Here is a 22,501-nt window from a genome sequence, read left to right as displayed (position 1 = left end):
CTATTACACAAGCCAATCGCACCCAAATTCCGAAGGACAACGCGTCGGTCTTTTCCTCTCTCCGCAAATTAAATATTTTATCCGGCGACAATAGGGTGTAACAAAATAGCCACACCTTACCGCACCAAACCGTAAAATTTTTCGGGAAGTTAGCTCCAACGCCCATTTACAATTAGCCAAAGCAACTTCGATGGACCGGTGCAACGGATTATGCCCGGCTCGACCAAATGAAGATCATGGCTTGCCGATGACGCGCCGCTCGCCGGCATTTATACCCTGACGGCAATCACCGAGATATTATCCCGCCCGCCCCGGCGCTCAGCTTCATCGATCAGGTTACGGGTGATGCTCTCGACCGTGCCCTCGCCGCAAAAAGCGGCGATGTCGTCATGGGATAATTCCTTGTCCAGGCCGTCGCTGGACAGGATAAATAAATCGCCCGGACATATCTCGCCCTGCCCCCAGTCCAGATGCAATTGGGTATCGGCCCCCACGGCGCGAGTGATGACATTACCCCGCCCGGCTTCCAGGCTGCCGTCTTCCGGCAACAAGCCCTGGCTGACGGCCTCGTTATACAGGGAATGATCCAGCGTCAATTGCTTTAGGGTAGCTTGGCGATAGCGGTACAGGCGGCTGTCGCCGGCCCACAAATAAGCGAACTGATTGCCGGCAACCAACAACACCACTATCGTGCTGCCTATGATGCTGGCGCTGCCGCGTTGTCTGGCCAACTCCAACAGCCGTCGATTGACGGTTTGTAGACTGGCGGCCACCTGCGAGCTGTAATGCTCCAGGTCTTCAACCGGCGCAATTTCGGCCAAGGCCGCCACCAAAGCCTGACTCGCCACATCGCCGGCGCTATGGCCGCCCATGCCGTCGGCAACCGCCCACAGTCCGGCATCGTTGCGCACCAGGATAGCGTCTTCATTCAGCTTGCGCCGCAAGCCCACCACGCTTAAGCCGAAACTTTGCCTGGGTCTGGTTTGGGCCTGCAAGGCTGCTTCGAGAATTTTAAAGTAGGCGGCCGGGTCGACATTGCCCGACCCGGCGACCGAGTCGTTCGCGGATTCCGGTTTCGCTTCGGGCGGCTTGCTCGGCGCGGTCCGCGCTTCGACCGTCGCCTGTTCCCGCCTGATCTTGGCGCTGGAAAATTGCCAGCCATGCCGGGGCCATTGACCATTCAAAAACCCCACGTATGCGTCCGAAGGCGGCAAACCCTCGCATAGTAACAGACTGGATTTCTCCTCCTCGCCCTCTGACGAGCGCCACATGCTGCTACCGGCCAAAAAGCGCTCTTTCAACATATCGCCCAATTCCGCAAAAGCCAGCGGGGTTTGAGCGTGACCGTTTAGTTGGAATTGAATCGCCAGTTTGGCGGAGCCGGGCAACAAGCGTAAGGTTTGGCTTTCCGCCGGCTGCCCGGGTAAAAAATCGTGCAAACACAGCCGTTCCAGATCGGCGTCGAAACGCTGCAAGTCGAATTGGTATTCCAGCGAGGATAGCGCCAATTCGGACAAGGCCTCAAACCAGCCGCAATCCGGAGCAAACAAGTCCATCAGCTGCCGTGACTGAATTTTGGCCGCCAGCGTCAACGGAAAGTAGCGGCCGACCTTGTCGACGCTGGGCATCAACACGCCGGCCCAGGCATCTTCGCCGCACAGCCCGGGAGCCAGACCGAATTGCCAGATCGGACTGAACAGGAAGGTATCCAGCCAAGCGGCGTTCAGTTGCTCTCGGCTGGCGGCTATGCCGCCCTGCAACCACTGGTCCCAGGGCTCGATGAACTGGCGCGGCAAGCGCCTCGATAAAAAGTCGCCATGGCTGGGTAATTTGCCGTAAAAGCCGGCCGCGAAATCCGGCCTACTCACAACGCATCCGGGCAGCGGAAACTTTGCAGCTCCCGCAGATTGAACGGATTGTTGACGCTAGCCGCCCGCAGTTGGTAGCTGGCGCTCATGCCTTGCAGTTTGAAGGTCAGGGTAAATTGTTCCGGCGCGTTACCCTGCACGATGGTAGCTTCATCCAGCAAGCGAAAAAACGCCCAGGTGCCTTCCTTGCCGCGGCTGACTTGCCGACCGTCCAAGGTTTCGAACACGATACGCACGCCCTGGCTGGGATTCGGGCCCGGCCATTTCATGCTGATGGATTGTTCCGGGCCGTGCCGATACACCGCTTCCTGGCCTTCCACCTGCAAGCGAAAAGTACCGACCGTGTTATCCAGCAATTGCGGTTTTAGTTCGAATTGCACTTGCGGCATGCTACCGACCGCGAAAAAGGCATCGCGTATTTTGGCGGCGGTTTGAAACTGGCGGATAGAGGCCTGCGCCAAACCCAACGGCTTTTCGGCGGCCATTTCCGTCCACACCGGCTTGGTGGTATCGACGAAAGCTTTTAAATTGGCTTGAAAAAACTGGTCGATCAAACCGGCCGGAGCAAACAGTTTGGCGAAGTCGGCCAGCAAAACGTCCTGCGTCGACGCACTGGAAAATGGGTAGCGCCCGTTTAAGGCCGCTTTGCAAGGTGACGCCACCCCGGTTTTCACCATTTCGCTCAATTGGCCCTTGGCCGCCGAGGTCAGTTTTTGGCCGCCGCTACTGACTATGATTTGAAACCAACTTTTCAAGGGCTCCGGTAAGCGGGCAAACTCCAATTGCGCCTGTTTCAGCACGTCCATGCCGCCGCCGCTGAACAGATTGGCCTGGTTTTGCAGAGCTTGACCGCCGGTGTTGGCGCTGCTGAGTTGCAAAAAGTAATCGCGCAGGCTTTTCAATTGCTGCAATACCGGTTCCAAGGCCGTGGGCTTGTCGGGGCCGCCGGCCACCAAGTTGCGCAAGGGTTCGAACCTGTCTTCCACCGCCTGTACCGGATCGGGTCCGGAATCCAGACCCGCCGCATCCTGAGCCAAGGCCAGCGCCTGACTGCCGGCACCGCCCGCCGCCGCCAGCGCCTTGCCGGCAACATTGGCCAAGGCGTCGCTGACTTGCTTGCTCAAGCGGCTTAGCGAAGTATTCTGATCGATGGCGACCAGCAAGGCATTTAACGGCCCATCCGGGCGGGACAAAATATCCAGAATTTGCGCGGTCTGATTGGTCGACACAGCCGTTTGCAATTTCAATTTGCCCAGCAAATCCGACCAGGCCGCCTGGTATTCGTTTAAATACAACTTCTTCAATTCGCCGTGCAATTGCTGGATTTGCAAAAGGTCGGCCTTGCCCTCGCTACCCAACACCCAATTTTGCTCTACCGCATCCTTGACGAAATCTCGGCTTTTTTTCAAAAACAGTTCGGTGTAGCCGTATGCCGTGAAAACGCCCGGTATGGTATAAGCGGCCACGTCCTTGCCGTCGGCCAGCACGAACACCCGCGTGACGTCCGGCCCCAAGGCCTTGCCCAGTTTAAAGTCGCGGCTTTGATCGACTAAGGCTTCGGTTTTGAAACGGGAGTAAATCTGCCCGATCAAAGGTACCTGGGTGAGTTTATTCCGCACGCCGCCGACAAAACCCTCATCGATCTGCATCGGATCCAGTTGCAACTTGAGCAGGTTATCCAAATGCCGCACCAGTTGGCCCAGGCTTTCCGGGTCGGTGGCGTACTGCCTGTCCCAATCCGCGCGTATCCAGGCCATGGCGGTGGCCGGATCGAGTTTGTCGGTTTGATTGAACATCAAATACACTTTCAGCAGCTGATACAGCACGTCCAGATTATTGGCTTCCGGCCCCTGCATGCGTTCTTTCAAACGCATCTGAATGGCGGGCAAAAAATAATTGCGCAACAGCTGCTCGTAAGCATGGCCGGCGGCGGCCTGAATCTTGTCCGCTTGCGACAGCCCCCAGCCGGACATGATGCCGCTATCGTCATAAACCCCGCGGATGGCCAGCAAAATGTTTAGGCGCGGCAGCAAGGCATTGAAATTGCCTTGCGTATCGATAGCGCTGGTTTTGATGGCGTGGTATTGGGCAATTTGCGCCTCCACTTTATCCAGCATGGTCTGGTTATTGAAATAACTGGCAGTCCACAATCCGATCACCAGTAAAAACAACAGTCCGGAACCGACGTATGCGGCTATTTGCAACAAGCGCGTGCGTTTGGCCAGTTTGGGGTCTTGCCCGGCCAGTTCGGCTTCCGGAAACAATACATCCTTCAGCAAACGGGTCAGGAAAAAACTTTTACCCTGGCCGCTGTACATCGGGGCCGTCTGCCTGTCCAGGCGGAAGGCGCCGGCCAGAATCCCCAGCACACGGTCGATCGGCGTGCCTTCCTGAGTGCCGCTGGTGAAATACACCCCGCGCAACAACACGGCCTGTTCATAGCGGTTGACCGCGAAGGTAGCTCGCAGAAAATCCAGCATGGCCGGTTTTAACAAGGCCATCTGCTGCGGAAAATCCAGGATAGCCGCCCGCCGCTGCATGTCCCGCTCATCCTGAATACGTCCCAATGTGCGCATTTGCAGGCGTTGCAGCAACTCGGCATAAGCCTCGCCGAATTGCACCACCAAGTCGTGGTCACCCTGCAAGGTGGTGGCGGAAAAGGTTTCCCCCCAGACCTGGGCGCGGGCTTCCGCGCTGAAATCGGCGAAAAAATCGCTGAAACCGGCCACCAGATCGGCCTTGGTGAACAACAAATACACCGGCAGGCGCACGCCCAACTGTTGATACAACTCATTGATACGGGCGCGGACGGCCTTGGCATGCTCGGCCCGCTCCTGCTCGGACTGCTGCAACAGGTCGGAAACGCTGGTGGCGACGATGACGCCGTTCAAGGGCCGCAAGGGCCGGTGTTTTTTGATCAGGTTTAAAAACCCGGCCCAGCCGGCCGCATCCACCGCCTGATGGCTTTCCTGCGTGGTGTAGCGGCCGGCGGTATCCAGAAACACCGCATCGTCGGCAAACCACCAGTCGCAGTTACGGGTACCGCTGACGCCCTTGACCGCGTGTTTGCCGAGCTTTTCCGCCAAGGGAAAATGCAGGCCGGAATTAATCAGGGCGGTGGTCTTGCCGGAACCCGGCGCGCCGATAATGGCGTACCAGGGTAATTGATAGATAAACTGGCCGCCGGATTTGGCTTCCGTGCGCGATTGCTTCAATATCGTCAAGGCTTCCTCGAAGCCCTTGCGCAGCATATCGACTTCGTCGGCGGAGGCCATGGCTATCTGGTCGGCATCGTTGGCAACCAACTGTTCGACCAGCTGTTTTTCGGTGTTGCCGGCCCTGATCTGCATGATCAGCCGGTAAATCACCCAAAACACGAACAAGGCCGCGATCACCAGAATCCTGACCAATTCCGACTCCAGCGGTGCGTTGCCGGCAATGGCAATCAAGGGTCCGGCCAGCCAGATCAGGATGCCGAAGGCCAGCAAACCCAGAAACTGAATCACCCATTTATTGGTAAAAAATGCTTTCAGCTTGCCCATTTATGCTCTCATTGAATCAGTAAATCGACGCGGCGATTGATCGCTTTGTGCTCGGGAGTATCGTTAGGCACCAAGCCTTCGCTGTCGGCCCGCCCTTCCGAACGGATTTTGCCTTGCAGCGGCGGCGCGATTTTCATCATATCGTCGGCGACCGATTTGGCCCTGGCGGTGGATAAATGCCAATTGGACGGGAAACGGGCCGAACGGATGGGTACGTTATCGGAATGGCCGGTCACCAGCAGCCTGTCGTTGCCGGCCACCAATTCGTCGGCGATTTTTTTCAGCATGGGCTCGAATTCGGGCTTGAGCTGGTCGCTGCCGGAACCGAAGGAATTACGCACCCGCAGCAGTCGGTCGTCCACCACTTCCACCATATTGGCGGCAATCTCGTTGGCCAAAAGCTGTTTGAAGCGTTCGCGGCGATCCGGAACGGGCGGTTTCGGCACCGGTGCCGGTATCGCGACGGCGGCCTGGGCCATTTCCACCGGCTGTTTGGCCAGCCCGAACAATTCGGCAAACAGTTGGTCCGAACGGGCATTCAAAGCCAGCACAAAGCCGATATAAACCAGAATCAAGGCCACGCCCAATACCGCGCCGACCACCCACAGCGGCACGTAACGCACCAAGGCATTGCGTACGTCGCGCAAGCCCCGCCAGCGCGGCGACAGTTCGCGTTCGTAATCGCCCTTCACCCGCTGAATCAGCTGATAAAGCTCCAAGCGGTATTTTTCCAGTTCGTTCAGGCCGTTGGCCAAAATCCGGAATTTGCCTTGAAAGCCCAAGCTCAGAAACAGATAAGCCAGCTCGATCAAATGCAGATTTTGCGCCGGCTGCTTCACCAACAAGCCGATGATGTCGAAAAACTTTTCGCCGCCCCAGGCCTCCTTGTGAAAGGAAATCAACAGACTTTGGTGCCCCCAATTGCTTTGCGAACCCCAGGGCGTGTTGAGTATGGTTTCGTCCAGGAAACTGCACAGCGCATAACTGGCCATGCGCACATGATCGGCGCTGATACCGGTCTGCAACAATTTATTTTCGAAGCCGCTGACTTCGGCCGACAAACGCTGGCGCAATTCGTCCACCGCCGGATAAACCGCTGTCTGGCGCAAGCGACTGGCCAACGAAATCATCGACAATGCCGCCGCCACCATGGGGTTCTGTTGAAACTCCGTGCTCGGCAGGGTTAGCGGCGCCGACGGATTGAAGCCCGGCATCGGCGCGGCAGCGGGCTGGGGAGGCGGAGTGAACGCGGACGCAGGCGCGGGCTGCGCGGGAGGCGCGCTGAAAACCGGCGCCGGTTGCGCGGGCGCCGGAGCGGGACGCCGTCCACCCGGCGTGGGCCGGATCACGGTGCGGTCATCGTCGCCGAAAGGTCCGAAGGGATCGTTTTCACTCATGACTGTCAACCTTTTCTAATGGCCCAAAACTCGAGCTCCAGTTCCGGGAAACTGCCGCCGATGTGAATGGCAAAGCCGCCGGAAACAGGCATTTTGCCCCACAGTTCGCTTTGCTTGTTCAGTTCGAAATACGAATAGCCGGCGTGGTAGGGAATTTGCCGGGGCGCCACCGGCAAGGCCTGAATATTGATACCCGGCAAGGCCGAACGAACCAATGTCTGGATATCTTCGACCGGGCCGATTTTGACTTGCGGCGGAAAATGCGAGCGTATCAGTTCCGACGAGACTTGCGCCTTGGCCGCCAACACGAAGATGGCGCCTTCCAACAGATTCAGCTCCGGCCGCTTGGCCACGTAAACCCCCGGTTTGACTTCCGCCAGCGGCAATTGCACCGCGTTCTGTTCCAGCACCATGCTCAGCAGACCGCGCAATTCGTCGATCAAGGGTATGAAGCTGAATTTCAGGTCGTCGTGTTTGTAATCGGGAAAGGCCAGCGGCCGCTTGCCGGGCCGGTAAAACGTCGATAACTCGCCGGCCAACTGTAGGCATAATTGAAAGAAGGCTTCCGGATGCATGGCGGCCGCAACCGCCAAATGCGCCAGCAGGGGTTGATAGCGGTTGATCATTTGCAGCAACATGAAATCGGCGATTTCCGCCACGCCGCCGCCCTGCCCGCTGCCGGCCACCCGGGCCGCCAAGGCCTCGCCGCGGGTGTGAAACAGGCCTTGCAACTCGCGGGCAAAGCCGGCCAGGATGCCGGCGCTGGCGCAATGCACCGCCGGCGGAATGTATTGTTCGTCCAGAATCACGGTTTTATCGGCCCGCACTTCGATGATGCGCGCCACGCCCAGACAGACGTAACCGGAGCGCTCCTGGCTTTCGCACATCAGGCGCGGCCGCAGACTACCGATCTGCACCTCGTAACGGCCGTCCGCGCCGCTGTTGTGGTCGCGCGCCTGCCGTTCGCTCAAATGATAGCGGGCCATGTTGTCGGGATAGGATTCGCTATCCACTTCAACGGCGTCTGAACGGCGCAATGGCAGCGCCAGATAGACCACGCTGGCTTTCTCGTTCTCCGGCACCGCCAAGGGCAGCGGCAAATCGTCGTCCTGCGGCAGATTGAAGGGCGTGCCGTCCTGAAATACCCCCGCGCATTCGCTCAGCCCGACTTTACCGATGGCCAGACAGGTTTGGTCCAGCTTGAGACGGGAAAACCCCCACAAGTAACTTACGACGCCCTGCGACAGGCCACGCGCCAGGCTTTCGATGTAGCGATCATGCTGTTGAAAATGCTGAGGGCGGAGAAACATCCCCTCAGACCAGACTACCCGATTATTTTCCGACATTTTTTCTTCTCAAGCCCGTGGGCAATGGAGTTTGTTAATTTTAATTATTCCGCGCGGTATTTTCCGCGGCACAACCCAATACGCGGGCCGCTCTGGTTGCTCGATTATTTCGCCGACCGACTCAGCTGTTTCAGGCGTTTTGCCCTCATTGCCAAAACCTACCGTTACGCAGTCGATTCACATCGGCCGGCATGCGCCAAACGGAAGGCTAATTTTTTGCCGAGCGGCTAAGTAACAGCATCTGTTTTTCATAGGCGTCGGCAAATGCGTCACCAAAAAACTCTTCCTGAGCAACCGCCTTGAGTTGCGGATATTTTTCGACGTAATACTCCCAGCACTTGGCCTTTTTCTGAAACATCACGCCTTCCGTCTGGGTCCTTTCTATCAGCTGCGGATCGAAGCTGCGCAATATTTCCGCCAAGGCGGCTTGTATGCCGGCGGTCATGGCGATCTGGTGGTTCATGATGTCGTTGAATCCTTCGCTGACAGCTTGTTTGGGCGGCAAAAACCCGGGATTGGTGGGCGCCAGGATCAACTTGATGGCATCGTCGACATTCGGGGTGAATTTGAGCGGGTTGTTATCCACCGATCGCATGGTGGTCACCGAAACCCGAAACTGGCTTTTCAATTCCGCCCTGGCCCGCAGCACCTGCATCAAACCCTGCACCATGCCGCGCAACAACTCGCCGGAAGTTCTCATCAAGGCCGGCCATTGTTCGGGCGGGAGAAAATGCGGGTCGCCCACGCCGGCCCCGGCCAAAAATTCGCGCAATAATTGCTCTTCGGTAACCGTGGCTACCGCTTGCGCCGGCTGCGGCGCAACCCGCGTCGGCTCGGCCGCCGTGCGAACGTCTTCCTGAATCGGCGAAAAAACCGGCTCGACGGGCGGCGGCGAAAAAACCGCCGGCGCGGGTTCCGGCATGTCGAACGGCGCCAGCGGCGGCAACTCCGCCGGAGTTTCGCCAAACGACGGCCAGGGCGCTGCCGCCTCGGTGACCGGAGTGACCGGAGTGACCGGAGTGACCGGAGTGACCGGAGTGACCGGAGTGACCGGAGTGACCGGAGTGACCGGAATTTCCGGCTCCGTGGCGACAGGCTCATCGGCGAAAAAATCCGCCGGCAAGGGCGGCAAATCGAGCGGCTGGGCATGGACGGCGGGAGCCGGGCTTCCCGGCAATTCATCCAGCTTGGACAACAGATCGCCGAAATCCAGCTCGTCCACCGCCGCGTGCGTGGGCGTTTCGGCAATTTGCGGCGGGGTAAAACTTTGGTGAAAGACCGAAGATTCGGATTGCTCGACAAAACTGGAAAAAAAATCCGCCTTGGCTGGCGGCGGCGCGGAAGCGAAAGGGCCGTCCAGCACGCTGTTTTGGGCCAGATCCAGTTGCCGCACGGGTTGTTCTATGCTGACGGCAAAGCCCGCCGTGGCGGACTCGGACAATGTCACCAGCAATTCGTATTCGCCTATGCGGACTTTTTCCCCGTCCGACAACGGCGCCCGGCCTTGCTGCAATGGAACGTCGCTATCGTTGAGAAAGGTGCCGCCGGTACTGCTGTCTTCGATAAAATAGCGGCCGGCCTCGAAATGGATGCTGGCATGCAGGCGGGAAATGAATTTATCCGGGTCCGGCAACACCAGATGATTGTTGGGCGCCCGGCCAATCGAGCCGCCTTGGGCGTCGAACTGGGCACTGATGGGTTGAGCGGACGGCAAGCCCTTATAGCTCAGGACTCTGAGAATCAACACCATGCTTCAAACCTGCCGCGCAATGCACATCATTGCCATCAAGCCTCGGGGACAAAAAAGAAAGGACTGCCTTCATGGCCGGCATGTTGCAGCGGCGCATATTGCGGCGTTTGTTCGAAACCGACCTTGGAAGCGGAGACTCTTACCTGATTGGCGACGTCCCGGAAAATGTCGTAATCCTCTATCACCCGCTTATTGCCGCGCAGCACTTTTAAAAAGGCGTTGGCGAACACAGAGTGGCTGCCGCCGCCCTGGTCCATGACCGGCTTGACGCCGCCGGAAGTCAGAACGGTGCGAGCCTTGCGGCTGTTCATGGCCTTGAGCCAGCGTTCGCGCTTGGCCTCGTCCATGCCGTCCGGCAAACGCGCCACCGCCGAACCGGTCAGGGCGCCGGAATAACAGGAGTCCGCCACCACCATGATGTGTTTGGCCGGCATGATGCTTAAATATTCGGTGATGCTTTGGCTGGAAATCCAGTTGGCGGTATTGCCGGCTTCCGAGTCCACCGGCAACCAGTAGGCGCTTTGGGACTTCTGGTCGATTTCGCCGTGGCCGGCATAATAAATCAGCAGATTGTCCTGCTCGGTGAGTTTCTGATTCATTTCGTTCAACGCCGACATGATGGCGTGGCGATTGGCGTTCAGCAATATTTTGGTTTTGAAGCCGTAACGTTCGCGCAGCAACACTTCCAGGCTTTTGGCATCGGTAACCGGGGTTTGCAGACTTGGATAGGCTTTGTAATCGTTGTTACCTATGATCAAAGCATAAAATTTGCCAAACTGGATATTGCCGACCTGACGGGTTTGGGCGGCATTGCCGCTGTTGGCATAAGCGGCCTGTTCGCCGTTTTCGGACGCCAGCAGGCGCAGGCTTAAATCGCTGCTTTGATTGCTTTTATCGGTTGCGACCAGCCGCACCACGGTTTCCTTGCCCTGCAAGGCCAGATCGGTTTCGAATTGACCATTGGCATCCACCGTCAGCGGCTTATCGTTGAGCAACAATTGCGTCAACCCCGCCTTGGTATCGATGCGTCCGACCAGACGCTTACTGGCCTCGCCGGAACCGAATTGAATGCTGGGAATGCCCCGGGTCACGGTAACGGCGGGTTCCAACAACTCTATGTTGGGCCCGTTGCCGGCGGATGCCAGTTGGGTGGGTTGTTTTTGTTCCAATTTTTCCTTCAGGCTGGCGATTTCTCGCGCCTGTTGTTGCAACGAGGACTTGCGGGCATCGATTTGGTTTCTGTCCAAATTCTTGCCGGACGTCAGCCAGCGGGTCAATTCCGCCGACTGGTTTTGATAGGTTTCAATCTGTTGGTTGAGGCGGTTTTCCAATTCGTTGCTGGCGCTATCCGCCGCTTTGTCCACGGTTTTTTGCTGCCGGGCGCTTTGCAATTCCCGCTGCATACGTTTACGTTCCTCGCCGAGGGTTTTGGTCAAGGCGCCCAGTTTGGCTTGCTGGCTTTTTAATTCCGCCTGCTTTTCCCTTAGCTGCATCTCCAGGGCGGATACTTCGCTGGAACCGGCCGGACTTTCGGATTTTTGCTGCTGCAATTTGTTGCGCAAGGCTTCCAATTCATCCTGGGCCTTGCGCAGACTTTCCTGCTGATCCAGGGCCTCCTGGCGGGTATTGCGCAATTGCTGACGCAATTGTTCGGCTTCCCGGCGAGATTCGGCCACTTCCTCGCGCAACGCGGCCAATTCATTTCCGGCATCGCGGCTAACGGCGCCGAGGGCTTGCGCGTCAACCGCCGGCGTGTATTGCAGACCTGCTTCATCCAGACCGGCGGATTTACGGTACCAGCGCATGGCGGTTTCCTTGTTTTGCGGCACGCCCAGGCCTTTTTCGTACAAATGCCCCAAATTCAACTGGGCTTGAAAATTGCCTTGATTGGCGGCCTTTTCGTACCATTGCGCCGCCGCCTGATAGTCGGCTTTTTCGCCCAGGCCTTTTTCGAAAATTTCCCCAACATACAATTGCGCCGCCGCGTCGCCTTCCTGGGCCTTGGGCAGCCAGATGTTCAGGGCGCTGGCATAATTGGCGCGGTCGTAGGCCACATATTCGCCGCCGCGCACTTCGCAATCGGCCGCCGTGGTGCGTATCGGTCGCCTTGCGGTCAGATAAGTCATTTGCGAACCCAGTTTCCGCACCTGTCCGGGCAATAAACAATCCACCACAAACAGTTTATTGGTGTCTTGAATCACAAAGCCTTCGGTGGCCTTGGCCATTTCTTCCTTACTGGCTTCATGGGCACAGGACGCCAATAAAACGGTGGAAATCGCCAGCACCAGTTTACGCGCTTTAAAAAGCTTTACAGACATACGGCCGCCTTGTTGTTGTGTTCAAAAACCTGCATCGAAAATAGCAGAAAACCACCATAGCGACAAATGCCTAACGCATTTCCGCAATCCTGTTCAATATTTGCGGCCACTGCTCCAGCCAGCCCTCATGATGCTCAAGGCCCGGCACGACTTCGACATGTGCCCGCGCTCGCCGCCGCAGCGCGCTGAAAAACAATTCCGGCGGCACCGTTCGGTCCCGTTCCGCCAGAAAATGCCATTCCGGCAAGCCGGTCTCGGCTTGTCCGGCTGGATTGAGCGAATCATCCAGACGCGAGTAATGGTGATAATCGGCCCAGGCGTCGATGTCGTAATTGCCCGCCAAGGTAACGATCAACGCGGTTTGCGGCAGGCGGGCGGCCAACAGCATGGCCAGACTGCCGCCGCCGCTATGCCCGAGCAACACGATGCGCTTGAACGCATGACTTTCGCAAAAGCTTGCCAGTGCATCCGCCATGGCACTTACCACCGTCGCGCCGTAACGGGCCGAAGTCCACAAGCTGGCTTCGCAGCCGGGATCCGTCGCATGACCGTTATAGCATGGCCGCCCCAGATATAGAGCCGGTTTGGTATCCAAAGCCAACAACGGCAACATCAAGGACGCATGCGTGGTGGGGTCGGCGGCCGGCCATTGCCCCCGCAGCCAAGGCCTGCCGTCGCCCTCCAGGTAGACGTGCAAAATCCGCTCGTTTGCCTGCCCGGGCCGGTAAAAAGCCGTCAAGCGATAAGACCCACCCGGCAGTTCCAGCGTTTGCAAGCCCAACTGTTCGGCCCGCTGATGCAGTTTTGCCGCCGGCGAAGCGCAAGCCGTAACAGCCAATGACAAACCCGCGCAGGCCAAATGGCGGAAAAACGGCATCAATTTGCGGCTTCCACCGTCAACTGGTTATTTTTCAATCTGATTTGCAAATTTTGAGTTTGATGCGCCTTCAACTCCAGCCCTGTCCGCCATTGCGCGGTATCCAATTGCCGAAAACCCGCAAACAGGCCGATGGCTTGCACATCGTCGGCGGGAGTCAGCATCAGGCTTTTTGTTTCGCCGGGCTGCAGCAGCAGTTCCTGCTTGCGGGCCAGATCGGCCGCCAAGGTGGCTTTTTCGTCGTTGAATATGGCGAAAAAATCGGCGGAATTGAAATTGCTTTGCTCGCGCAATTCGAAGATCCGCAACATGACCGGCGCGCCATTGCCGTTGACGTCCGCATTTAAATCAGTAGACGTTTCGATCAGCAGATTGACGATGGTGGGCGGTGGAGGCGGAGGCGGTAGCGGCGGGTCGCCGGCGCAGCCCGGCAGCAAGGCAGTCAACAAAACCAAGGATAAAAGTCGTTTCATGTTTATGTCCTTATCGAATAAAAATTTACCGCCGCCATTGTGGACCAGCCAGCGCAGATTCGCCAACCGGACAATTCTGTAGCGGCGCAAACTCCCGAATTTTTAAGGCCGACAGCGGGCAGCGCCTTCAACCGAACTCGCCGGACGACAGCAAGTCGGGGTTTCGGCTAAAATCAGGCAAACATCATCATACCGCGACATCATGAACTCATTTGACCAGGCATTAAAAGCTTTTCAGCTGTCGAGCATCAGTTTTGACGAATTATTGCAAATCGCCCGCCGGACGGGACAGGCGGCCGAACCCACGTTGGCGGAAGCAAAACGCTGCCTGGACGCCGAATTCCAGGCCGGGCGCCTGTCGCCGCAAAATTATGCCGCATTGGACGCGGAGCTCAGCGACAAAACCCACATCGCTCCGCCCGCGAGGCAGGTAACCGTCGTTCCCTCCGCCGCCCCGCGCGGCGAGCAAGCCACGCTGATACAGGATGCGCGCACGGCCACCGCGCCTCCCACCGTCATGGACACCGAATCGTTGCTGAGCGGCCTGCGGGAGACCCACCCCCACGAGGAGTTGACGGTCGGCAGCACGCTGAAAAATCGTTTCGTGTTGCAACAGTTGCTGGGCGTGGGCGGCATGGGCATGGTGTTCAAGGCCACCGATTTGCGCAAAATCGAGGCGCAGGACAAGGAGCCCTATGTGGCGTTGAAAGTGCTGAACCAGGATTTCCAGGCCAACCCCATGGCGCTGGTCTCGCTGCAGCGCGAAACCAAGCGCGCGCAAACCCTGTCCCACCCCAACATCATCAAGGTTTACGATTTCGACCGGGACGGCGGCCACGTCTTCATGTCGATGGAGTATCTTGAAGGTAAACCGCTCAGCCACCTGATCAAGGAACACCCGGAGGGCATGCCGTTCAAACAGGCCTGGCCCATCATACACGCGATGGCGGACGCCTTGCGGCATGCACATAAAAAGAGCATCGTGCATTCGGACTTCAAACCCGGCAACGTATTCATCGACAACAGCGACGAGGTCAGGGTGCTGGATTTCGGCATCGCCTGCGCCATCGGCCGCGGCGACAAGGACCATCAGGATGCCACGGTTTTCAACGCCCGCTCGCTGGGCGCTTATACGCCGGCCTATGCCTCGCTGGAACAATTGCAAAACAGCGATCCGGATCCGCGCGACGACATTTACGCCCTGGCTTGCGTCAGTTACGAGCTGTTGACCGGCAAGCATCCTTTCGGGCGACTGTCCGCCGAAAAAGCCCAGGAAGTGAATTTGCAGGTCAAACCGGTTGCCAAATTATCCCGCCGGCAATTCAAGGGCTTGCAGAAAGCCTTGGCATTCGAGCAGGCCCAGCGCACCAAAACCGTGGATGCATTTTTATCCGCCCTGGGGCCGCGCTCCACGGTGTTCTATGGTTTATGGGGCACGGGCGTTTTCGCCGTTGGCTTGTTTGCCGCCAATATTTATTTGAGCATGATCGCCCCGCCCAAGATAGTGGAAGCCCCCAAGGTCAACGTGCAACTGTCGCCGGAACAACAACAAAAAATCAAGGATCTGCTGGAATTGGCCGGCATTCACGCCGATGTCGGCTACCTGACGGCCCCAACCGGCAGCAACGCTTTGTGGGCCTATCGGGAAGCTTTGAAAATAGACCCTTACAACAAGGCCGCCGCCAACGGTATTATCGGCATCGCCGACACCCTTGAACAGCAAGCCTGGGAAGCTTATGAAAGAAACGACCGCTCCACGGCCTTGAAAAGGGTCCAGGACGGTCTGGAGGCTTATCCTACTCATAAGGGTTTGCTCAGCCTGAGGGAAAAGCTCAGAGCCAGCCAGTGACTTATTCACAACAAACATTCAAAAATTCGCAACATCGACTATAATCGGTCCAAAGTTTTTTGGAGATTTCAAATGTTTAAGTCCATATCCGCTCAGGGCGGCAAATGCCCAAACGTCTCACCCAAGCCTAAGTCCCAGCTGACGCGATTGTGCTGGAGCCTGTCCGCGTTATTGGCAACGGGCCAGGTTTCGGCCGAGTGCTTCAATGCCAATCAATCGACCACGATAGACGCCTTGACCAGCCTGTTTCAGAACTCCAGCGCGTTTAGTGGTTTTAATACTTCCATTCCAAGTCAATTCGAAGGGAGCTTTTCCGACTATTTTCAATACTTGGTGTCCTCATCAAACTGCGACCCAAACTTGGTGCAAAACGTCACTCCGGATCAAATCACCGCCATGGGCTCGATGGCCACCCGTACCAACGGCGGCAAGATTGGCCGGCCCGCCAATTATTTCGGTTTGAATCAAAAGAAACGCGGCGGCGGCTCCGGCGACAGCGACTTTCCGCCGTTGAACTTCTGGGCCAAAATCGACAGCGATTTCGGTTCGCGCGACCTGACTTTCAGCCAGCCCGGCTTCGAATTCGACAACCATAATTTCGTCTTCGGCGCCGATTATCGCCTGAAAGACAACTGGGTGGCCGGCGGCTCATTCTCCTATCGCCACAACAACGCCAGCTTTAACGGCAATCGCGGCGAAACGGTCAACGACAGTTACACCGGCATGCTGTACACCTCCTACAACATTACCGATGCGGCCCATGTCAACGCCACGGCTTCCTACGGCGGCTTCAGCTACGACACCACCCGCAACATCAGCTTCCTGGGCGCAAACTCCGTTGCCAAGGCCAAACCGAACGGCGGTCAATATGCCTTTAGCTGGGGCGGCGGCTACGATTTCATTTTCGATGCCCTGACCGTCGCACCCTATGCGCGCGGCGAATATTCCAATCTGGATATAGACGCTTACAGCGAGTCCGGCAGCGTATTCGCCGTCAGATTCGGCAAACAGGCCATAGAATCCTTGACTTCGACACTGGGCATCCAAACCAGTTATGCTTTGAGTTTCCCCTGGGGCGTTCTGATTCCGCAGTTGCGCGGCGAATGGCATCACCAATTCATGGACGGCGCGCGTCAAATCGAGGCCGGTTTTATCGCCGATCCCAGCGGCCAGAGTTTCGTTATGACCAGCGACGGCCCCAGCCGCGACTACTACACCTTCGGCGCGGAAGTTTCCAGTGTATTTGCCGGCGGCGTCTCGGCATTTTTAGCCTATGAAACCCTGCAAAGCTATACCAGCATCAACAGCAACAAGTTAATGTTGGGCGCCAGACTGGAATTTTAAGCACCTATCCTCGCAAACTACAAAAAAGGGCGCCAAGCGCCCTTTTTTGGGTATCTTCTCTCTTTTCGTTCCCACGCTTCGGCGTGGAAACGTGTACCAACTTCAAGGTACGGCATGAGTTCCCATGGAAGACTGCGGGAAACCGCAAACCCGTACCTTACAACAGGCAAGAGTATCAGGGTATATCTTAACCTGAGATGCTTTAGGAATTAGCAACTGCAAAAGCCAAAATGCTATCTTTGTCCGCATACGGAAGCACGGTCGCTCCGGCTTCTTGCAGCCCCCCTACAATTTCTCGGTAGGCATTGCCTTTCGGGCCATCTTCTTGAGGCCCCTGGACGGCAAACAATACGCTGTCCGGCAATTTTTTTCGCTTGCGTAGCTGATTGATCCGCAATAGCCATTGGCCGCCGTGCTCAATAATCTTGGTAGTCTGGTTATGGCCGAGGTGCAGCGGCTTGATAGCCTTTACCGCATGATCCTTGCGCTGCTCAACAAAGGGGAAGGTCACGTGGTACTCGTCATTGCCCAGCTCGGCGCGCTCAAAGCGTTCGACAATCCCGGCCTTGTAAAGCCATTTGCGCATGCCCCGTTCCAGCACTGTTTCCTGATATTCCCGAGTCACGAAAGAGCGTTCGACATAATGCCCGTAAAGCTCCGCTAGCGTTTCCTTCAAGTCGTCGGCCAAAATGGCCCGTGGCTCGCTGAATTTGATGATGGTTTCGCGTGGCCGGATGATCTCGGCGAATAGGGGGCCAGGGTCAGGGGGACAGGGTCAGGTCTTGCAATCAAGCACTGATGCTACCTTGATCGACAGGTATGCATTCTATTGTCGCCAATAAAGCCCATGTGACGGATGTCTGAAATGGGTCGATAACCAACGATCGACGTTCAATTTTCCAATGACTGCTGTCCGACCCGACTGATTGAGCGGCGCAGCAAGTCAAAGCTTTCAAGTTACCCTCGCCTCCAGCATCAAGCTCCGATTTATGAATGGATTGTAATGAGGCTTTGCTACAACGCAGTTGTAATATTTGCAATCAACATCCGCCCGAATATCCCCCGTTTTATGCGCTCAAAAATCCGCCATTACCCGGCCGCTTTGTCGACCAGCCGAATGCCTTTGTCTTCAATCACAATCCGACGCTGTTTGTATAAACCGCCGATCGCTTGTTTGAACACTTTTTTGCTCACGGCAAATGTGTCGTAAATCATCTCCGGCGGACTCTTGTCGGTCAAGCCGATGTAGCCGCCGTGTTTCGCCAAAACAGCCAGAATTTTGTCGGATGTTGCGTCGACTTTTTGCCCGTATTTTTCCTGGCTCAGCATCAAATCCAGCTTGCGGTCCGGACGTACCTTTTTGATAAATCCGCTCAATACCTGACCGCGTTGCAGGGGTTGGAAAATTTCGTTTTTATACAAAACACCCCAATATTTGTGGTCCACCACAGCTTTAAAGCCCAATTCGGTTTCCTCGGCGATAATCAGCGTCACCGCTTGGCCATCCTTGTGATAAAACGCCTCGTCCCGGATAAAGTCGTCCAGCAACATCGACGCGGCGATGCGGTTATGTTCGTCCAGAAACAAACGCACCAGCACAGAGCGGCCCTCCACCATTTTGCCCTTTTGCTCGCTGAACGGCAGCAGCAAATCCTTGGGCAAACCCCAGTCCAGAAAGGCGCCGGCGTGGCTCAACGACACGACCTTCAACCAAGCCACCTCGTCGACCTGGGCCTTGGGTATTTGCGTCGTCGCGATGGTCTGATTTTTGCCGTCGATATACACAAACACTTGCAGGCTATCGCCCACTTGGCCGTCGACCTCCTTATCCGCAAGGGCGATTTCGCCCAGTTCGCCGCCATCCAGATACAATTGCCGGTCGCGCTTGTCAGTAATGGTCAGCGTGTTGAGTCTGCCGAGTTCTATCATGATGTTCCGTAGTAAAGATGAATGCGTCGTTGCGAAAGTATCAGCCTACCGGCATCAAACCTCCGCCAAATTACCCTTGTCTTCCAGCCAACTTTTGCGGTCGCCGGCGCGTTTTTTGGCCAGCAATAAATCCATGCGTTCGAAGGTCTCGTCGTTTTCCGCGATGGTCAATTGCACCAAGCGCCGAGTGTCGGGATTCATGGTGGTTTCGCGCAATTGCGAGGGATTCATTTCCCCCAACCCCTTGAAACGCTGGATATTGACTTTGCCGGAGAGTTTTTCGGCCTCTATGCGCGCCAGCACACCCAGGCGTTCCGATTCGTCCAAGGCATAAAACACCTTTTTGCCGACATCGATCCGGTACAGCGGCGGCATGGCCACGAACACATGGCCCGCCTTGACCAAGGCTTTGAAGTGTCGGTAAAACAAGGCGCAGATCAGGGTGGCGATATGATTGCCATCCGAGTCGGCGTCGGCCAGGATGCAAATTTTGCCGTAGCGCAGGTTTTGCAAGTCGCTGCTGTCCGGCTCTATGCCCAACGCCACCGCGATGTCGTGTACTTCCTGCGAGGCCATCACCTCGCCGGAATCGACCTCCCAGGTATTCAGAATTTTCCCTCTTAACGGCATGATGGCTTGGAATTCGCGGTCGCGGGCCTGCTTGGCCGAGCCGCCGGCCGAATCGCCTTCCACCAGAAACAGTTCGGTGCGGCTGAGATCCTGACCGGAGCAATCGGCCAGTTTGCCGGGCAGGGCAGGGCCGCTGGTGATTTTCTTGCGGACGATTTTCTTGCCGGCCTTGAGGCGTTTTTGCGCGCTAAGCAGAATGATCTCGGCGATTTTCTCCCCTTCCTGCGGATGCTGGTTAAGCCACAGACTGAAGGTATCCTTGGCGACACCGGAAACGAAGGTCACGCATTCGCGCGAACTCAAGCGCTCCTTGGTTTGACCGGAAAATTGCGGATCTTCCAGCTTTACCGACAACACGAAATGGCAGCTTTCCCAAACGTCTTCCGGAGCGATTTTGACCCCGCGCGGCAACAGGTTACGGATATCGCAAAACTCGCGCATCGCCTCGGTCAAACCGGCCCGCAGGCCGTTGACGTGGGTGCCGCCTTGGGCGGTAGGCACCAGATTCACATAACTCTCGGCGATGGTTTCCGCCAGACTGTCCGGCGTCCAGACTATGCCCCACTCCACCGCCTCGTTGCTGGCAACCATGTTGGCCATGAACGGCGGCTGCGGAAATATCTCGGCGTCGCCAACCCTGTCCAGCAAATATTCTTGCAGGCCGTTTTGGTAACACCATTCGAATTGTTCGTCGCTCAATTCCGAATTCAGCCCGATTTTCAGGCCCGGACACAGTACCGCCTTGGCCCGCAATACATGCTTGAGCTTGGATACCGACACCCGGTTCGAATCGAAATATTTGCCGTCCGGCCAGAAATGCACGCTGGTGCCGGTATTGTTTTTACCCACCGTACCGGTTTGTTGCAGTTCGCCGGCCTTGTCGCCGCCGGCAAACTGCATTTGATATACCCCGCCGCCGCGCTTGATCTCGACCAGCAGCTTCTCGGACAGCGCGTTGACCACCGACACCCCCACGCCGTGCAAGCCGCCGGAGAATTGATAATTCTTGTTGGAAAACTTACCGCCGGCGTGCAACTGGGTCAGGATCACTTCCACGCCGGGAATGCCCTGCTCCGGATGCATGTCCACCGGCATGCCGCGACCGTTGTCGACCACTCTGACCGAGCCGTCTTTATATAAGGTGACCTCTATGCTGTCGGCATGCCCGGCCAAGGCTTCGTCGACACTGTTATCCACCACTTCCTGCACCAGATGGTTAGGGCGGGTGGTATCGGTATACATCCCCGGACGTTTACGCACGGGATCGAGACCGCTCAAGACTTCGATCGCCGCCGCATTGTATTCGTTACTCATTGTTACTCATCATTGGCTGTAAATTCATACTATAATGCTCGGTCATTTTTTGAGCACTGTTTTGTACATTATATGTCGAGAAGAAAAAACGCATCCCAATTTGAAGAGGCCATGCGGGAACTGGAGCAGTTGGTCGAACAAATGGAACGCGGCGAACTCTCCCTGGAAGAATCCTTGAAATCCTTCGAACACGGCATCAAGTTGACCCGCGCTTGCCAGCAAGCCTTGCGGGACGCCGAACAAAAAGTGCAAATATTATTGGAAAAAAACGGCCAACAAAGCCTGGAGCCATTTAACGATGAGTAACTTAAAAGCCTACCTGACTGCCTGCCAAAACCGAGTCGAACGCGCCTTGGATGCCCGTCTGCCCGGCGAAAACATCCTGCCGCAAAAACTGCATCAAGCCATGCGTTATACGGTACTGGACGGCGGCAAACGCACCCGCCCGCTGCTGACCTATGCAACCGGACAGACGCTGGGCTTGAGCGAAGATGTGCTGGACGGCCCCGCCTGCGCGGTGGAGTTTATTCACGTGTACTCCTTGATCCACGACGATTTGCCGGCCATGGACAACGACGATCTGCGCCGCGGCAAGCCCACTTGCCATAAGGCGTTTGACGAGGCCACCGCCATACTGGCGGGCGATGCGTTGCAGGCGCTGGCTTTTGAAATATTGGCTAGCGACCCGGGTATTCAGGTAGATGCCGGCGCCCGTTTAAAGATGATCACCGCATTAACAAAAGCCAGCGGCTCGCAAGGCATGGTAGGCGGACAGGCCATCGATCTGGCGTCGGTGGGCAGCAAATTGAATTTGCCGGAACTGGAAAACATGCACATTCATAAAACCGGCGCCCTGATCCGCGCCAGCGTCAACATGGCCGCGCTATCCAAGCCGGACCTGGATCCTGTAACAGCCAAGAATCTGGATCATTACGCCAAATGCATAGGCCTGTCCTTCCAGGTCAAGGACGATATTCTGGACGTGGAAAGCGACACCGCCACACTGGGCAAAACCCAAGGCAAGGATGTCGACAACGACAAACCCACTTATCCGGCCTTGCTCGGCATGGCCGGCGCCAAACAAAAGGCCCGGGAATTGCACGAACAAGCCGTTGCGAGTCTGGCCGGTTTCGGCGGCGAAGCCGATTTGTTGCGGGAACTATCGTTGTACATTATCGAGCGCACGCATTAATTTCGACCACCCCCTTCGCGCGCGAACCCTAGATCAAAGGAAGCTTTACCAGCATGACATTTTCAGGAAATTTCCCCTTGCTCGACACCATCCACGGCCCCTCCGACGTCAGAGCGCTGGCCAAGACCCAGTTGAAAGCACTGGCGGATGAAGTGCGGGAGTATCTGACCCATACCGTCAGCATTTCCGGCGGCCACTTTTCGGCCGGTCTGGGCACGGTGGAACTGACCGTGGCGTTGCATTACGTGTTCGACACCCCGGTGGATCAGTTGGTCTGGGACGTGGGGCATCAAGCCTATCCGCACAAGATCCTGACCGGGCGCAAGGAGCGCATGCCGACCATCCGCACCCTGGGCGGGGTATCGGCGTTTCCGTCCCGCGACGAAAGCGAATACGACGCCTTCGGGGTCGGCCACTCCAGCACCTCGATCAGCGCCGCCCTGGGCATGGCGATTGCGTCGCAATTGCGCGGCGAAGACAAGAAAATGGTCGCCATCATCGGCGACGGCTCCATCACCGGCGGCATGGCCTACGAGGCGATGAGCCACGCCGGCGACGTCAATGCCAACCTGTTGGTGATCCTGAACGACAACGACATGTCGATCTCGCCGCCGGTGGGGGCGATGAACAATTATCTGACCAAGGTCTTGTCCAGCAAACTGTATTCGTCAG

Annotated in this window: 15 protein-coding genes and 1 pseudogene; 5 read left to right on the top strand and 11 right to left on the bottom strand. The window is 56.9% G+C overall.

All coding sequences use genetic code 11. The features are described 5' to 3' along the window. Positions 1-269 precede the first annotated feature (269 nt). From tagF to tssJ, 8 genes are all read right to left on the bottom strand, one after another. Complete coding sequence (tagF, locus tag NP590_RS05625; protein WP_256601284.1) at positions 270-1,868, bottom strand: type VI secretion system-associated protein TagF; 1,599 nt, start codon at positions 1,866-1,868, stop codon at positions 270-272. Continuing rightward, a complete protein-coding gene (gene tssM, locus NP590_RS05620; protein WP_256601282.1) occupies positions 1,865-5,410 on the bottom strand; it encodes a type VI secretion system membrane subunit TssM in 3,546 nt (1,181 codons plus the stop codon). Before tssM ends, tagF begins: the two co-directional genes overlap by 4 nt. Positions 5,411-5,418: 8 nt before the next feature. Next, a complete protein-coding gene (gene icmH, locus NP590_RS05615; protein WP_256601281.1) occupies positions 5,419-6,807 on the bottom strand; it encodes a type IVB secretion system protein IcmH/DotU in 1,389 nt (462 codons plus the stop codon). 5 nt (positions 6,808-6,812) lie between these two features. Next, positions 6,813-8,153 carry a type VI secretion system baseplate subunit TssK gene (tssK, locus tag NP590_RS05610; RefSeq protein ID WP_256601280.1) on the bottom strand — a complete coding sequence of 447 codons (1,341 nt, stop codon included), beginning with the start codon at positions 8,151-8,153 and terminating at the stop codon, positions 6,813-6,815. Positions 8,154-8,361: 208 nt separating this feature from the next. Beyond that, positions 8,362-9,903 (bottom strand): type VI secretion system-associated FHA domain protein TagH, encoded by a 1,542-nt coding sequence (gene tagH / locus NP590_RS05605; RefSeq protein WP_256601279.1) that lies wholly within the window; start codon positions 9,901-9,903, stop codon positions 8,362-8,364. A 35-nt stretch (positions 9,904-9,938) separates the two neighbouring features. Next, positions 9,939-12,221, bottom strand: a complete 2,283-nt coding sequence (locus tag NP590_RS05600; protein WP_256601278.1) for a caspase family protein — start codon at positions 12,219-12,221, stop codon at positions 9,939-9,941. A gap of 70 nt (positions 12,222-12,291) precedes the next feature. Then, entirely contained in the window at positions 12,292-13,098 is an 807-nt protein-coding gene (locus tag NP590_RS05595; protein WP_256601386.1) for an alpha/beta fold hydrolase, read from the bottom strand. After that, the gene (gene tssJ, locus NP590_RS05590) at positions 13,098-13,571 is read right to left on the bottom strand and encodes a type VI secretion system lipoprotein TssJ (protein WP_256601277.1); all 474 of its coding nucleotides are present in this window, start codon (positions 13,569-13,571) and stop codon (positions 13,098-13,100) included. The genes NP590_RS05595 and tssJ overlap by 1 nt, the downstream gene beginning before the upstream one ends. Before the next feature lie 202 nt (positions 13,572-13,773). On the opposite strand from tssJ, the gene NP590_RS05585 reads away from it, so the two are divergent. Both NP590_RS05585 and NP590_RS05580 read left to right on the top strand, forming a co-directional pair. Next, positions 13,774-15,420 carry a serine/threonine-protein kinase gene (locus NP590_RS05585; protein ID WP_256601276.1) on the top strand — a complete coding sequence of 549 codons (1,647 nt, stop codon included), beginning with the start codon at positions 13,774-13,776 and terminating at the stop codon, positions 15,418-15,420. Between the two features lie 72 nt (positions 15,421-15,492). Then, the gene (locus NP590_RS05580; protein ID WP_256601275.1) at positions 15,493-16,764 is read left to right on the top strand and encodes an autotransporter outer membrane beta-barrel domain-containing protein; all 1,272 of its coding nucleotides are present in this window, start codon (positions 15,493-15,495) and stop codon (positions 16,762-16,764) included. A gap of 202 nt (positions 16,765-16,966) precedes the next feature. Here the strand turns inward: NP590_RS05580 and NP590_RS05575 are convergent. The 3 genes and pseudogenes from NP590_RS05575 to parE all read right to left on the bottom strand — a co-directional run. Further along, positions 16,967-17,509 (bottom strand): annotated as a pseudogene (locus NP590_RS05575) (DUF3037 domain-containing protein); the annotation flags it as partial. A gap of 344 nt (positions 17,510-17,853) precedes the next feature. Beyond that, positions 17,854-18,693, bottom strand: coding sequence for a CvfB family protein (locus NP590_RS05570; RefSeq protein ID WP_256601274.1), 840 nt, complete (start codon positions 18,691-18,693; stop codon positions 17,854-17,856). Positions 18,694-18,747: 54 nt separating this feature from the next. After that, entirely contained in the window at positions 18,748-20,637 is a 1,890-nt protein-coding gene (parE, locus tag NP590_RS05565; RefSeq protein WP_256601273.1) for a DNA topoisomerase IV subunit B, read from the bottom strand. Positions 20,638-20,709: 72 nt separating this feature from the next. Here parE and NP590_RS05560 point away from each other — a divergent pair, with 72 nt between their 5' ends. The 3 genes from NP590_RS05560 to NP590_RS05550 form a co-directional block, all read left to right on the top strand. Further along, complete coding sequence (locus NP590_RS05560; RefSeq protein ID WP_256601271.1) at positions 20,710-20,943, top strand: exodeoxyribonuclease VII small subunit; 234 nt, start codon at positions 20,710-20,712, stop codon at positions 20,941-20,943. Beyond that, positions 20,936-21,829 carry a (2E,6E)-farnesyl diphosphate synthase gene (ispA, locus tag NP590_RS05555; RefSeq protein WP_256601270.1) on the top strand — a complete coding sequence of 298 codons (894 nt, stop codon included), beginning with the start codon at positions 20,936-20,938 and terminating at the stop codon, positions 21,827-21,829. Before NP590_RS05560 ends, ispA begins: the two co-directional genes overlap by 8 nt. A gap of 53 nt (positions 21,830-21,882) precedes the next feature. Next, on the top strand, positions 21,883-22,501 hold a 619-nt coding region (locus tag NP590_RS05550; protein WP_256601269.1), incomplete at its 3' end, for a 1-deoxy-D-xylulose-5-phosphate synthase N-terminal domain-containing protein.

Origin of the sequence: Methylomonas subterranea, assembly GCF_024505185.1 — a bacterium.
In the GTDB taxonomy this organism is placed as follows: Bacteria; Pseudomonadota; Gammaproteobacteria; order Methylococcales; family Methylomonadaceae; genus Methylomonas; species Methylomonas subterranea.
The sequence above is the reverse complement of the archived record's forward strand: the minus strand, read 5'-3'. Positions and strand labels throughout refer to the sequence as shown.

Excerpts from the sequence above, each read along its gene's own strand:
- tssM (WP_256601282.1), bottom strand. The coding sequence starts at position 5,410 with ATGGGCAAGCTGAAAGCATTTTTTACCAATAAATGGGTGATTCAGTTT.
- icmH (WP_256601281.1), bottom strand. The coding sequence starts at position 6,807 with ATGAGTGAAAACGATCCCTTCGGACCTTTCGGCGACGATGACCGCACC.
- tssK (WP_256601280.1), bottom strand. The coding sequence starts at position 8,153 with ATGTCGGAAAATAATCGGGTAGTCTGGTCTGAGGGGATGTTTCTCCGC.
- tagH (WP_256601279.1), bottom strand. The coding sequence starts at position 9,903 with ATGGTGTTGATTCTCAGAGTCCTGAGCTATAAGGGCTTGCCGTCCGCT.
- NP590_RS05600 (WP_256601278.1), bottom strand. The coding sequence starts at position 12,221 with ATGTCTGTAAAGCTTTTTAAAGCGCGTAAACTGGTGCTGGCGATTTCC.
- NP590_RS05595 (WP_256601386.1), bottom strand. The coding sequence starts at position 13,098 with ATGCCGTTTTTCCGCCATTTGGCCTGCGCGGGTTTGTCATTGGCTGTT.
- tssJ (WP_256601277.1), bottom strand. The coding sequence starts at position 13,571 with ATGAAACGACTTTTATCCTTGGTTTTGTTGACTGCCTTGCTGCCGGGC.
- NP590_RS05585 (WP_256601276.1), top strand. The coding sequence starts at position 13,774 with ATGAACTCATTTGACCAGGCATTAAAAGCTTTTCAGCTGTCGAGCATC.
- NP590_RS05580 (WP_256601275.1), top strand. The coding sequence starts at position 15,493 with ATGTTTAAGTCCATATCCGCTCAGGGCGGCAAATGCCCAAACGTCTCA.
- NP590_RS05570 (WP_256601274.1), bottom strand. The coding sequence starts at position 18,693 with ATGATAGAACTCGGCAGACTCAACACGCTGACCATTACTGACAAGCGC.
- parE (WP_256601273.1), bottom strand. The coding sequence starts at position 20,637 with ATGAGTAACGAATACAATGCGGCGGCGATCGAAGTCTTGAGCGGTCTC.
- NP590_RS05560 (WP_256601271.1), top strand. The coding sequence starts at position 20,710 with ATGTCGAGAAGAAAAAACGCATCCCAATTTGAAGAGGCCATGCGGGAA.
- ispA (WP_256601270.1), top strand. The coding sequence starts at position 20,936 with ATGAGTAACTTAAAAGCCTACCTGACTGCCTGCCAAAACCGAGTCGAA.